This is a genomic window from Sorangium sp. So ce367 (assembly GCF_051520455.1).
Lineage (GTDB): Bacteria > Myxococcota_A > Polyangia > Polyangiales > Polyangiaceae > Sorangium > Sorangium cellulosum_B.
In genome coordinates this window covers 12,866,431-12,880,170 of record NZ_CP150334.1, presented here as the reverse complement: position 1 = coordinate 12,880,170, position 13,740 = coordinate 12,866,431, and the positions used below count along the sequence as shown (strand labels likewise).

General features: G+C 68.5%; 9 protein-coding genes and 1 pseudogene. All 10 read left to right on the top strand.

Translation table 11 applies throughout. The annotated features are described in order from the left end of the window. The first annotated feature begins 41 nt into the window (after nucleotides 1-41). The 10 genes and pseudogenes from WME97_RS48950 (at nucleotide 42) to WME97_RS48905 (ending at nucleotide 13,684) form a co-directional block, all read left to right on the top strand. Nucleotides 42-2,210, top strand: a complete 2,169-nt coding sequence (locus WME97_RS48950) for a DUF2169 domain-containing protein (protein ID WP_437548112.1) — start codon at nucleotides 42-44, stop codon at nucleotides 2,208-2,210. A 143-nt stretch (nucleotides 2,211-2,353) separates the two neighbouring features. Then, complete coding sequence (locus tag WME97_RS48945; protein WP_437548110.1) at nucleotides 2,354-3,850, top strand: protein kinase domain-containing protein; 1,497 nt, start codon at nucleotides 2,354-2,356, stop codon at nucleotides 3,848-3,850. 9 nt (nucleotides 3,851-3,859) lie between these two features. Further along, nucleotides 3,860-4,864 (top strand): tetratricopeptide repeat protein, encoded by a 1,005-nt coding sequence (locus WME97_RS48940; RefSeq protein ID WP_437548108.1) that lies wholly within the window; start codon nucleotides 3,860-3,862, stop codon nucleotides 4,862-4,864. Nucleotide 4,865: 1 nt separating this feature from the next. Further along, the gene (locus WME97_RS48935) at nucleotides 4,866-6,308 is read left to right on the top strand and encodes a hypothetical protein (protein WP_437548106.1); all 1,443 of its coding nucleotides are present in this window, start codon (nucleotides 4,866-4,868) and stop codon (nucleotides 6,306-6,308) included. Nucleotides 6,309-6,360: 52 nt separating this feature from the next. After that, nucleotides 6,361-8,562 carry a type VI secretion system Vgr family protein gene (locus WME97_RS48930; RefSeq protein ID WP_437548104.1) on the top strand — a complete coding sequence of 734 codons (2,202 nt, stop codon included), beginning with the start codon at nucleotides 6,361-6,363 and terminating at the stop codon, nucleotides 8,560-8,562. 14 nt (nucleotides 8,563-8,576) lie between these two features. After that, a pseudogene (locus WME97_RS48925) lies at nucleotides 8,577-8,840 on the top strand (PAAR domain-containing protein); the annotation flags it as partial. 110 nt (nucleotides 8,841-8,950) lie between these two features. Then, nucleotides 8,951-9,883 carry a DUF4123 domain-containing protein gene (locus WME97_RS48920; RefSeq protein WP_437548102.1) on the top strand — a complete coding sequence of 311 codons (933 nt, stop codon included), beginning with the start codon at nucleotides 8,951-8,953 and terminating at the stop codon, nucleotides 9,881-9,883. After that, a complete protein-coding gene (locus WME97_RS48915; RefSeq protein WP_437548100.1) occupies nucleotides 9,880-10,302 on the top strand; it encodes a hypothetical protein in 423 nt (140 codons plus the stop codon). Before WME97_RS48920 ends, WME97_RS48915 begins: the two co-directional genes overlap by 4 nt. Beyond that, complete coding sequence (locus tag WME97_RS48910) at nucleotides 10,295-11,485, top strand: T6SS phospholipase effector Tle1-like catalytic domain-containing protein (RefSeq protein ID WP_437548098.1); 1,191 nt, start codon at nucleotides 10,295-10,297, stop codon at nucleotides 11,483-11,485. The genes WME97_RS48915 and WME97_RS48910 overlap by 8 nt, the downstream gene beginning before the upstream one ends. Nucleotides 11,486-11,515: 30 nt before the next feature. Then, nucleotides 11,516-13,684, top strand: a complete 2,169-nt coding sequence (locus tag WME97_RS48905; protein WP_437548096.1) for a type VI secretion system Vgr family protein — start codon at nucleotides 11,516-11,518, stop codon at nucleotides 13,682-13,684. The last annotated feature ends 56 nt before the right edge of the window (nucleotides 13,685-13,740 follow it).

The following is a 13,740-nucleotide window of genomic DNA, read 5'->3' as shown; positions in this document are numbered from 1 at the left end:
TTGTCTTCAAGAACCGCCGGCCGTGAGTAGAATTGGCGACCATGAAGGTGGTCCCGATGGGCCCCCTCCCCGTCGGCTCCTTCCTCTGGCAGCGCCGGCCAGGGGCCTGGGTGTTCACGTTCGCATGCAAAGGGACGTTTACACTCCATCCGGGCGAGTCGCCCCTCGCGCAGCAGCAGGATCCGATTCACGTGTCGGACCGGCACTGGAGCGATGATCTCGAGCGGAGCCTCTATGCGGCGAGCGATCTCGTGCCGATGCGACCGCGCGCCGACGTGATGCTCGTCGGGCACGCGTTCGCCCAGCGGGGCACGGCCGTGCGATCGCTCAGAGCGTGCTTGATCGTCGGAGATATCGAGAGCGCGGTGGAGGTGTGCTGCGACCGGAGCCTCTCGCCGAGCGGCGAGCTCAAGGAGGGGAGTGCGTTCACGCAGATGCCGCTGCTCTGGGAGCGCGCCGCGGGCGGGCCTGGCACGTCAAACCCGGTGGGCGTGCGGGCGGACGCGCGGGACCGCTTCGGCCATCGGCTCCTGCCCAACCTTCAACCGCCGGGGGCCAGGCTCGCGCGGGAGAACGAGCCGATCGCTCCGGTGGCGTTCGGGCCCGTCGCGGCGTCGTGGCCGGCGCGGCGGCTCAAGCTCGGCTCGTACGCTGGGGCTTGGTCCGCATCGTCGTGGCAGAGCGCGCCGCTCTCCGCCGATTTCGACCTCGGCTACTTCAACGCCGCTCCTCCGAATCAACAAACCGCTGCGCTGCGCGACGATGAGGCCCTCGTCCTCGAGCACCTTCACCCGGAGCACGCCCACCTCGTCACGCGCTTGCCAGGGTTGCGGCCGATGGCCCTCGTCGAGCGATCGGGCAAGCCCACCGCGAGCGTGGCGATGCGCGCCGATCAGCTCTGGGTCCACACCGATCGGGCGGTCGTCACCGTCACGTGGCGCGGGCAGATCGATCTCGAGCACGAGAGCGAGGCAGGCATCGTGCGCATCGCGTTCGAGAGATCGTCGAGCTCGGCGCGCGCCCCGATCACGGGCCTGCTCCACGCGTCGAGCGCGCGAGACGCAGCCCCCGAGTCACGTGGGGAGCTGCAGACGACTGCGCCCGAGGCCTTTTCCTCTGGCGTGGCGGCGACACTCCCCTTCGTGGCGGCGCGTCATGAGGCGCCGCCGCCGCCTCGTCCCGCCCCACCGCTCCCAGGGCTGCCTTTCGCGAATGCCGCGCACGCGCGTCCAGGCGTCGGGCCCGCGCCGCCTCCCGAGCCTGCGCTGGTGCCACGCGACGAAGAGCGGGCCCCGAGCGCCGTGTTCGTAGGAGTAAAACCGCCGGCGCTGCTCCACGCGGTGAGCGCGCCGCCGCCCGCGCCGCTCGAGCCGCACTCGGCCGAAAGCGTGCAGCCCTCGCCCAGGGCGAGCGCACCCTCGGTCGCGGCCGCGCCGCGCGAGATGATCCAGCTCATCTGGTTTGATCCCCAGAGCGTCGCTCGCGCCGCGCGCACGTGGCGGAGCGTGCTCGACGAGCTCGACGACGTGCCGGTCGATCGGGAGCTCGAGGACCCGGCGCACGCGGGCAATCCTGTGGCTGTCGAAGATCGGCGCGACATCTTTCACTTGCTCGCCCACGCCGAGACCACGTCTCCTGAACGCATTCAAGAGGTGTTGTCCGCCGCGCTCCGGGACGACGGGCGCTACGTGCCCCCCCTTCGCCTCGTCGCGACGGAGCTGATTTTTCCCTTCGACGAGCTCGAAGCGCTGAAGGCATCGATATCGGTCGTCACGCCGCTGATCGGGGCAGACGAGCCGTTCCGAGCCGTCGTGACGAGCGCGCAGGAATTCCTGAAACTACACGAGCTGCGGAGCGCGGGCGCCGTCGCCGACGCGCTCGTGGGGCGCATTCGGGACGCGTTCTCGCAGGGCAAGCGGGTCGTCCCTCCGAGCTACCTCAACACGCAAGTCGAGCGCGCGCTGCTCGAGCATCGCTGTTATCAGCGTCGGCGCGTCTTTGGTGGGGTACAGATACGCGCTCTCGCGCCCGCAGGGTCCGGCGCGATCCCGGTCTATCTTCCGGACAGCCTCGCGGAGACCCTTCCGCTCTTCCAGCGCTTCAAGGCGCGCATCATCGCCGAGGTGCAACCTCAGGTCGATCAATACGAGACCCACCCCGCGGCGCTGCGCGTTCTCGCGCTCGCGCGCACCCTTCCCAGAAGTGCATAGGGCAGCCGGCGGACGGCCGACCTCGGTTGAATTCCGGCCGAGGTTGAGTATCATACAGGCCGCATGCTCGATGAAGCATCGCGTCACTCGATTGTCCCGGTACGAGGTCGTCGGCCCCGTGCTCCGCGCGGGGAGCGGCGCTCGTGACGGATGAGGCCCGCCAGGCCGCAATGCGCCAGGCGCAGGCGCGCATCGGCCAGGTGCTTCGCGGCAAGTGGCGCCTCGACGGAGTTCTCGGCATCGGCGGCATGGCGGCGGTATACGCGGCGACCCATCGCAATGCGAAGCGCGGCGCCGTCAAGCTCCTGGATCCGCTGCTCAGCAAGAACGACGATGTGCGCCAGCGGTTTCTTCGCGAAGGCTACGTCGCCAACCGCGTCGAGCACCCCGGCGCCGTCTCGGTGCTCGACGACGACATCGCCGAGGACGGCTCGGTCTACCTCGTGATGGAGCTGCTCGACGGCGAGCCGGTCGGCGCGAGAGCGGAGCGGAGCGAAGGAGGGCGCCTCCCGCTCGCGGAGACGCTCTGGATCGCCGACGCGCTGCTCGACGTGCTCGCGAGCGCCCACGACAAGGGCATCGTTCATCGCGATATCAAGCCTGATAACCTATTTCTCACACGGCGGGGCGAGGTCAAGGTCCTCGATTTCGGCATCGCCCGGCTGCGCGAACCGTCGCAGTCCGTCGCGGTCACGGTCGGGGGCCCCCTTGGCTCGCCGGCCTTCATGCCGCCCGAGCAGGCACGCGGAGATTGGAATGCGGTCGACGCTAGGAGCGACGTCTGGGCCGCGGGCGCGACGATATTCACGCTCCTCACGGGTCGCTACGTGCATCGAGCCGACAACGCTCAAAGCATGTTGTTCGTGAGGATGACGACGCCGGCGCCTTCGCTCGGGGAGGTCGTCGCCGGGTTACCGATGGAGATCGTGCGCATCATCGATCGCGCGCTCGCGTTCGAGCAGCGCGACCGGTGGCAGAACGCCCGGGAGATGCAAGCCGCGCTGCGCTCCGCGAGGGACAGCGTCTTCGGAGCGCCCCGGTCACGCACCGGCGCGCCGGCGATGGCCCCGCTCCCCGCCGAGCTCGCGCCTGCCGCTGGGCCGAGCGCCGACGCACCGCCGCCTGGCGAGGCGCCCGCCCAGCCTTCCGCGGTGTCGCGCACCCGGTCCGCGTTCGTTCGCGATCGGGCCGCCGGCGCAGACGGTGCTCCCGCCGGCGGCACGATCCCCCCGGCGCGATCGCGCCGGCGTATCGCGCTCGGCGCGGCCGCCGCGTTCCTCGCGGTCGCCGGGCTGGTGGGTGTGGTTGGCCTCTCGCGGACGCGAGGCGAGCCGCCGCGCAGCGACCCAGCAGCGTCGGGCAGCGGAAGCGCGAATGCGGATGTCCGACCCGCGCCCGCAGAGACAGCGCCGGCGCAAGCAGAGGCGCGCGCGCCGGCGGCAAGCGCGGCCGCCATCGAATCAGGCCTGCGCGAGGACGCGGCGGACGCCCCGCCGCCGCCGGCAGCCCACCCGAGCCCAGAGCCCGCTCCGACCGCGCGGCCGGCCGCCAGCGCGCCACCGGGGCCGACGGCGAAGCCGAAGGCCGTGCCTCCTTCACGCCCGACCTCGAATTTCGACCCGTTCAGCCGACGGGAATGAACCTGGATCATGCGCAACCATCACATCCCCGGAGCTCTGGCGTTGTGTCTGCTCGTGGGCAGGGCGGCATGGGCCGCTCCGCCGCGGGATCCCGTGAAGGCCGAGGCGCTCTTCCAGGCGGGCCGACAAGAGATGCAACGCGGCGAGTTCGCCTCGGCGTGTCCCAGGTTCCGCGAGAGCTACCGGCTCGATCCCAAGCCAGGCGCGCTGCTCAACCTCGCCAATTGCGAGGAGAAGCTCGGTCAGATCGCCGACGCATGGGGGCATTTCCGCCGTGCCATCGAGTTGCTCCCGACCAGCGACGATCGCGTCCCCGTCGCCAAGCAGCGGATGCGCGATCTCGAGCGCCGCGTGCCGCGCCTGACCGTCGTTGCGTCAGGCAGCCTTCCCCCGGGCACCGAAATTCTCTTTGACGACACACCGCTCGGCGAAGGCGCGCTCGGCGTCGCATTTCCAGTCAACCCCGGAGAGCGGACGATCGTCGTTCGCGCGCCCGGCCATCGCGAGGAGACGTTCCGCGTCAGGGTGAAAGAGAAGGCGGCAGAGCGGCTCGAAGTGCACGCGGGAGCGAAGCTGCCCCCTGCGTCCGCACCGGCAGCGCAAACGACGATGCCAGGCGCGTCCCAGCCTCCCGGAAGCCCATGGAGCAGCTTGGTGAAGTCACCGCGCCGAGGCGCGGGCCTCGCCGTAGGTGGCGTCGGGGTCGTGAGCCTCGGCGTGGGTGTCGTGACCGGCCTGATGGCGCTCGAGCGAGCGAGCATCGTCAAAGATCCCGCTCACTGCGACGGAGAGACGTGGTGCGACGCAGAGGGCGTGGCGGCGGCTTCGTCAGGTGAGACGCTCTCCGCGGTCAGCACCGTCACGTTCATCGCGGGCATCGCCTGCATCGGTGCGTCGGTCGCGCTGTTCCTGACGGAGCCGAAGGCAGACGGCACGTCCGCCGGAACCGGGTTGACGCTCGGGGTGGGCTCTCATGGCAACGGGGCGTTCGCGCGGTTCGGAGGGAGATTCTGAGATGAAGCGTCAGGCGTGGACGACGGGGGCGATCGCGGCCGTGGTTTGCGGTGCGGGATGTGGCCTCATCTCCGGGGTTGACTTCGGCGACGTGAAGCCGCGCGATGCGGCGGAAGGGGGCGACGCGCCGGTGCCGTGCGATCCCGACGCGCAGGCGGTGGACGGGATCTTCGTGAGCGCGGCCGCCGGCAGCGACGAGAGCGGTGACGGTACGCAGGGCGCGCCGCTCAAGACCGTGCAGGCCGGGATCGACGCGGCCATCGCCGAGGGCAAAGGCACCGTCTACCTGGACGAGGGCACGTACGACGAGGCGATCACCCTTCCCGATTCCGCGACCGGCCTGTCCATCGAAGGGGGGTGGGTGCTCAAGCAAGGGAGCTGGGCGGCCGACTGCGCCGACGGCGTCGTCGGGCGGACGGTCATCGCCGCACCCAGGACCGTAGCGACAGTCGTCCAGGTGCTCGACGTGAAGCACAGCTCAGCGCTCGTGAGGCTGACGCTGACGACGAAGGAGAAGGGCGAATCGAAGCCCGATCGGCCCGGCGAATCGCTGACGGGTGTCTTCGTGAAAGATAGCCTTTTCAAGCTCACCGCGGTCGACGTGAAGGTGGGGGATGGTGGAGATGGCGGGCTCGCGTCCGCGGGTGCGAAAGGCGCGGACGCCTCGAGCGGATGTGATGGGTCGAGCGCAGGGAACGGTGCGAATGGCAGCTCCCCAGCGGCGGGCGCCGCCGCGCAGGCGACAGGAACCTTCACGGCGTCGGGGTACACGCCCGCCGACGGGAAGCCGGGGTCGGACGGCGGTAGCGGTCAGAACGGGACGCCGCCCGGTTCTCCAGAAGCGATGTCGGGCTGCAATTCCTGCGGCGACTGCGAGTCCCTTTGCCCGACAATCCCGGGGACGGCGTCGGGCGGATGGGGGAGATCAGGCTGCGGCGGTGGGGGAGGCAAAGGGGGCGCGTCGGGGAGGGGCGGCGGGGCGGCCGTCGCGTTGATGGCGGTGGGGGCCTCGACAGAGGTACGGGTGGACGGCGGCGTGCTTCACGCCAAGAACGGCGGCAACGGGTCCGCGGGCGGCGCGGGGGCGCCGGGGGGTGCCGGCACGCATGGCGTCGCGGGCTCGGACTCCGTTTGCTCGATCGAGGGTGAATGCAGCTTTGACGAGTGCACGGAGGAGGGTTTCGGGTGCAGCATCGAGATATTCCCGTTCGACCCGGTCCTGAAAGGCGGATCTGCGGGAGGCCCCGGCGGCTCCGGCGGCAGGGGCAGTGACGGCGGCGCCGGGGCGGGCGGGCCGTCGTATGCGGTCGTCAAGGTCTCTGGCGCCTCGGTGGTCATCAGCTCCACCACGAAGCGCGTCTTCGGCCAGGCCGGCAAGGGCGGTGGGACGGCGTCCAACAAGGCCGTCGACGGAACCGTCGGCGAAGAGCTCGAGGTCCCCTGATTTTGGCGATTGACCGGTAGGCGACGAACTGGACACCAAACGCGAGAAACCCATGCCCACTCTCGATTTTTCAGTTGCCACTGGCACCGAGCTCTCGGTGCGCCGCTTTACCGTTGATGAGGCGGTGGGGGCGCTCTTCACGGTGTCGGTCTGGGCTAGGTCGTCCGAGCACGCGCTCGACCTCGACGCGATCGTGGGACAGGCCGCAGGGCTGCGTATCCAGGGGAGAGCCCTCTGGCGCGCGGAGACGCGCGCTTGGACGGGCATCTGCAGCCACGCGGAGGTCGTGCAGGTGGAGCCGACGGGGCTGTCGACGTACTTCTTCCGCGTCGTGCCGATGCTCTGGCTCCTGCGTGAGCGGCGCGACAACCGCATCTTCCAGCATCGGAGCATTCCGGAGATCATCGAGGAAGTGCTCGGCGGCTGGGGGATCGCCGCCACGTTCTGGATCGATCGCGGCCGCTATCCAAAGCTCGAGTACAAGGTTCAGTACGCCGAGAGCGACTACGATTTCTTCTGTCGCCTGCTCGAAGAGGCCGGCATTACACATCACCTCGCAGACAACGAGGGGGGCGAGACCGAGCTCGTGCTGAGCGACAGCTTGCACGAGGGGGACGCGCGGGCGTGGGGGCCGCTGCGGTTCGTGGACAACCCGAACCGATCGGCGGACAGGGAGTTCGTCACCGGTCTGCGGTTCTGGCACGAGGTCCGCCCCGGAGCGTTCACGTTCCGCGACTACGACTTTCGCCATCCGAGCTTCGCGCTGGCGGGTGAAGCCGAGAGGGCGCCCGCCCCCGAGGAACGGTACGAGCAATACCACTACCGCCCCGGCGGCTTCCTCATCGAAGGCGGCAGAGGGGGCGGTACGCCCGTCGCCGACGACAAGGGGGTTGCGCGCCATGACCTCGACTATGGCAAGGCGCGTGCGCGGCGCGCCCTCGCGGGGGAGCGAGGCGGCAACCGCGCCGTCGCGTTCGAGACCAACGTGATCGACCTGCGCCCTGGGACGGTGCTGACGATCGACAATCACCCGCACCCCGCGCTCGAGGCCAAGCGGCTCTTGGTCCTCGAGATGAAGCTTCAGGGCTCGCACGACGACGAATGGCACATTTCGAACAAGTGCGTCTTTGCCGACGTGCCGTACCTGCCGCCGAGCAAGACGCAGAAGCCCGCCATCCACGGTGTGCAGAGCGCCACGGTCGTGGGCCCCGGCGGGGAGGAGGTCCACACCGACGAGTTCGGGCGCGTCCGGGTGCAGTTCCCCTGGGACCGACAAGGCAGCTTCGATGACAACAGCTCGTGCTGGGTGCGCGTGAGCCAGGGGTGGGCGGGGACCGGCTACGGCATGATGGTGCTCCCGCGCGTCGGTCAGGAGGTGCTCGTGGGCTTCCTCGAAGGCGATCCCGATCAGCCGATCGTCGTCGGAAGGGTGTTCAATGCCATCCATCAGGTCCCCTACAGGCTGCCCGAGCACAAGACCCGCAGCACGTGGAAGAGCGACTCGTCGCCCGGCTCGGGTGGGTTCAATGAGATCATGTTCGAGGACCTGAAGGGCAAGGAGCTCGTGTGGGTGCAGGCCGAGAGGAACCTGCGCAAGCTCGTCAAGCACGACGAGACGGTCACCGTCGGACGCGACCGGCAGAAGCTCGTGCACCGGAACGAGCTCGAGAAGGTGGGGGTGAACCGCACGGAGGTGACCGGCGCTCTCCGGACCGAGATCACGGGAGCGGACCGCTTGACGGTCGTCGGCGGCGACCATCAGCGCCTCGTGCAGCGCGACGAGACCGAGCTCACCAAGGGCAACCTCGCGATCCACGTCGGGCGCGACCACGACATCATCGTGCGAGAGATGAAGCGCGAGCGGGTCGAGGGGGACAGCCACTTCATCCTGAAGGGCAAGCGCATGCAGCGGATCGACGGCAAGCAGTCGCTGAGCGTCGGCAAGGACCGGCATGAGAGGGTGGGGAGGCACCACTTGCTCGAGGCGCACGAGGCGATCCACATGAAGGCCGGGACGGTGCTGGTCCTGGAGGCGCGCGACGACGTGACCATCAAAGGGCCGGGCGGGTTCATCCGCATCGATGGGCAGGGGATCACGATCGAGGGACAGGTGGTGAAGATCAACTGCGGCGGCGCCGCGGAGGGAGCCAAGAGCGCCGAGCCGGAGAGGCCCGAAGAGGCGGTCGTGCCCGAGATCGAGCCGCCGGTGCCGCCCGATCCGGACGACGTGCTGGTCACGGGCATCGCCCAGTAAGGTTGGACAAGACCATGCCTCCCGCTGCGCGCGTCACAGACCGACACTCCTGTCCCATCCACGCGGGTGGGAAGATCGAGACCGGGTTCGCCAACGTCCTCATCGGGAACCAGCCGGCGGCGCGCGAGGCCGATCGGGCGAAGTGCCCGTCGGCCACCGACACGATCGAGGCGGGCGAGCCGAGCGTGCTGATCGCCAACCAGCCGGCGGCCCGCATCGGGGATCCGATGCAGCACGGCGGCGTCATCGTCTCCGGCTGCCCGACGGTGCTCATCGGGCCGGTCCCGCAGGCGAACACGCTCCGCACGAACAAGCCTTTCTGTGAAGAGTGCGAGGCGAAGCGCCTCGCGCGAGAAGCGCGGAGAAAGCGCGCAGAGGAGCGCGGCACGTGAGCGTTCGTGAAGGGCGGCACGCGATCCTCGAGGTGTGCCTCGGCGACGGGCGCGGGCGAAAGGCGATCGTCGCGCCTGGGGGCAGGCTGACGGTGGGCCGGGCCGAGCGGGCCGATTTCGCGTTCGTGAAGGACGAGAGGATGTCGGCGCTCCACTTCGAGCTCGCCTGGGACGGCAGGAGCGCGAGGCTCCGGCCTCTCCAGGCGCTGGTCCCGACGCTCCTCGCGGGCGCCGAATGCCCTGCGGACGGCGCGGAGGTGACTCACGGGCAGTGGATCCAGGCGGGCACGACCGACCTCCGCATGTTCATCGAGGACCACACGCCCCCGCGGCTCGACCCCGAGCTCAACATCGAGTTCGAGGACGACGACGATCCGGAGGCGGTCGCCATCATGAAGAGCGCGGAGGAGCAGGTCGCGCGCCGACAGGCGCGTCGGGCGCGGATCCTCGCGCGGCTGCGAGAGCGGGCGGCGGCGGCGCCGCTCTATGCGGTGCTGGACGCGGCGCGGGACGACCGCATCCTCGAGATCTGCCGCGAATCGGTGGAGCCGTACGTGTCCCTCTACTCCGGCCTGGAGGGCGAGCAGCTTGCGGAAGTCGCGCCGCACCTCATCCGTCTGCCGCCGGGCTCGCGCCTCCTGGAGAAGCTCGTGATGGAGGGGTGGGGAGAGCGGTGGGGCATCTACATCGGCACGAGCCTCTCGATGGAACAGGTGCGACGGCACCTGAAGCGGTTCTTGATGGTCGTGGACGAGGACGACGAGCGGCTGTACTTCCGGTTCTACGACCCGGCGGTCCTGCGCGATTTCTTGCCGACGTGCTCGGTGCGCCAGCGGTCGGAGTTCTTCGGCGAGCTCGACGCGTTCATCGCGGAAAGAGACGAGGGCAATCTGGTCGTCTTCACCTCGGTAGGGGGGACGGACGCATGATGCGCATCCGCAAGACGCAGATGGCCGCGCTCGCGGAGCGGTCCTTCCTGGATGAGTCGGTCCTGCATTTCCGGCTGGTGCACGAAGAGTTCGTCGAGGAGCTGTCCGACGCCGAGCTCCGGGCGCGGATTGAGCACGGCTTCGCGCGCGCGAGGGCGTGGGGGCTCACGTGGGAGTACAGCTTGACGCTGTTCGTTGCACACATGATGACGATCAACCCACGGTTCGACGATCAGCCTGCGATCCGGCGGGTCCTGGAGGATACATCGCTGCCCGCGAACGAGAGGATGGACGCGATGTTCGACCGGGTGACGGACGAGGACTGGGAGTCGGCCGCCAGGATGGTCGACCCGGAGGCCTACTGGCGCGCCGCAGTGCGGACGGCTGCGGGCAGGGACGAGGAGCGCGAGAATGGGTAGCAAGGGATCATCGAGCGCGGCCGCGCAGGCCAGGGAGAATCGGCAGGCCTCGGGGTCCGCGGCGAAAAAAGACCCGCCGGCCACCGAGGCCTGCTGGAGCGGCCTCATCGAGATCGGGCTCTTCTTCGATGGCACCGGCAACAACAGCGACGATCCCAAGGAATTCGAGAAGACGGTGGCGAACCCTGAGGAGTCGAACGTCGCCAAGCTGCACTTTCTCTTCTCCAACCACAGCGTGAAGGTCGACAAGTGGCGGAAACAAGCCTGCTACTACTCGGGTGTAGGCTCCAACTCCAAGCACGATTCAGGGATACCGAACGCTTTCGGCATCGCCGGCGGCGCTGGCGGACAGCGGCGCATCAACCTGGCATTCAAGCACTGCGTCGAGTTCTTCAACAGGACGCCCAAGGCCCGAAAGCTCATGTACGTCTACGGCTTCAGCCGAGGAGCGGCGCTCGCGCGCCATTTCGTGAATGAAGTCCACACGCTCGGAATCCTCAACACGACCAAGTGGGTCAGCAGGAAAGCGTACAGGAACCACGGGAAACTTGAGTACAAATACTTCTACAACCGTCACACTTTCGTAGAGGTCAATTTCCTCGGCGTGTTCGACACCGTGGGCTCCTTCGGCATCGCGGGGAACAATTGGGACGAGGGCTACAATTTCCACGTTGATTTCAAATACGTCGGGCAGGTCCGGCACTTCCTCGCCGAGGACGAGCACCGAAAGACCTTTCCGCTGCAATCCATCAAGAGTGGTCCTGGAGCCTCGCTCCCCGGCAACGCCCGCGAGTGGTCCTATCCTGGCGCTCATTCGGACGTCGGGGGCGGCTATGCTCCGGGAGAGGAGGGCAAGCCCAGGGATATCTCGAACATCACGCTCAGGGACATGTACAACGAGAGTGTCCGGGCGGGCGTGCCCATGATGGCGTATCCCGGCGGGTCCCGCTTCGAGGTGAGCCCCGAGCTCAATCGTCTGTACTCTCAATATCACGCCGTTCGTCAAAACAAGCTCGGGTTGCCGCACACCCAATACATCCACGGAACGAGCGAAGTCTGGACGGCGAAATGGCCGCAGCGTCAGGAGATGCCGTCCTACCTCGCTCTCAGGCAGAAGTACCTGCACATCAAGACATCGCTTTTTCGTGAAGACGTGCAACGCAACGTCTACTACCAAGGCTAACAAGCGGATTCAGCCGCACTGTGGGAAGCCATGCCCGACCTTCAGATCTCGTTCGAGTCAGGCGAGTCGTCCCTCGTGGTCCAGCGCTTCCTCGTGGAAGAAGCGCTCTCCACCGCCTTCGCCATCTCCGTCTGGGCCCACTCCGGAAACCCCGCTCTCGAGCTCGACGCGCTCGTAGGCCGCCGGGCGTCGTTCCACCTGAGCCACGAAGCGAGCGGCGCCCTGGCCGCCGAAGGGCGCACCTGGAGCGGCCTCTGCGCCCACGCCGAGCAGGTGCGCGTCGAGCCGATCGGCGTCTCCACGTACTTCTTTCGCCTGGTGCCGACCCTCTGGTCGCTCGGCATGCGCCGGAACCACCGGATTTTTCAGCACCTCGCGGCCCCCGATCTCGTCGATCGGCTCCTCGATGAATGGGGGATCGAGCGGGAGTGGGAGATCGTTCGCGACGACTATCCGAAGCTCGAATACAAGGTCCAGTACGGGGAGACCGACTACGCCTTTCTGCTCCGTGTCCTCGAAGAGGCGGGGATCGCCTTCGCGTTCGTCGAGCGCGACGGCGCTTCGAAGCTCCTCCTGGCCGATGCGCTCCAGGCGCGCGACGTGCGGCCCGGCGCCCCGCTGCATTGCGTGGACAACCCCAATCAGATCGCCGGAGAGGAGTTCGTCACCCAGCTCCACGTCGCCCGGGAGGTCCGCCCCGGCGGCTATGTCGTGCGCGACCACGACCCTCGGCGGCCCGCGTTCGCGCTCTTCGGCAAGGCGCCTCCAGCGGAGGGCGCCGAGGCGCGCCTCGAGCAGTATCACTATCAGCCGGGCGGTTTTCTCGCCGAGATTGGGTCGGGGGGAGACACCCCCGTCGCCGATGATCGAGGCGTCGCCCGCCACGATCAGCCGTTCGGCGACAGGCGGGCCGCCTCGGCGCTCGAGGGCGAGCGGGCGCTTGCGCGTGTTCTCTCGTTCGAGACCAATGCGCTCGATCTCGCGCCGAGCACGGTGTTCGTCGCCGACGTGGGCGGCGAGGAGCGGCTCTTGATGACGGCCGCTCGCATCGAGGGGACCCGGCTGGGAGATTGGAGGATCAGCGGCCGCGCGGTATCCGCGGGCGCCCCGTGGCGCCCGGCCCTGCGCACCCCGAAGCCTCGCATTCGCGGGATCCAGAGCGCGACGGTCGTGGGCGCGTCGAAGGATGAGATTCACGCCGATGAGCTCGGTCGGGTGCGTGTCCAGTTCCCGTGGGACCGGGAGGGAGAGCGCGACGAGACGAGCTCGTGCTGGATCCGGTCGGGTGAAGGCTGGGCCGGGGCGGGCTACGGCTGGCTCACGCTGCCGCGCGTGGGCCAGGAGGTGCTCGTGTCGTTCCTCGATGGCGATCCCGATCAGCCCATCCTCGTGGGCCGCGTCTTCAATGCCGCGCAACCCGTGCCCTACAAGCTTCCCGAGAGCAAGACCATCAGCACATGGAAGAGCGACTCGTCGCCGGGCTCGCAGGGGTTCAACGAGATCCTCTTCGAGGACAAGAAAGGTGGCGAGCTCGTCTATGTCCAAGCCGAGCACAACCTCCGCAAGCGCGTGAAGCGGGACGAGACGATCACCGTGGGGAACGATCGCCGCAAGCGTGTCGGCGTCAACGAGATCGAGACCGTCGGCGTGAACCGAACCCAGGTGACGGGGGTGATGCGCATTGAGATCACCGGATCGGATCGCACGACGCTCGATCGAAAGAACCGCATCGAGCGCGTCGAAGCGTCCACATCACAGTGGACCGAGCACGACCGCCGGCGCAAGGTCGACAAGGACCAAGACATCGTCGTGATGGGCAAGAAGCGCGAGCGGATCGAGATGGACGCCCACCTCCATGTGCGGGGCGATCGGCGCGAGAGCATCGATGGAAAGCAGTCGCGCACCGTCGTCGAGGACGTCCACGAGCGCGTGGAAGGCACTCACGCGCTGCAAAGCGGGAAGGCGCTGCACCTCGCGGCGGGGGAGACGATCGCCGTGGAAGGCCAGGGCTCCGTGACGCTCAAAGGCCCCGGAGGGTTCATTCGATTCGACGGTTCGGGGATCACCATCGAAGGCACGCTCGTGAAGATCAACGTGGGCGGCTCGCCGGGCTGGGCGCCCCCCTCCAGGCCCGATTTGCCGGAAGACGCGAAGGAGAGTCCCGTCGGCGTCCCTGATCCGCAAGCGCTGGAAGAGTAGACGTCCTCTCCTCTCGCTCGCACGCCGCCGCTGCCCCCGCCCCGCAGGGCTGCGCG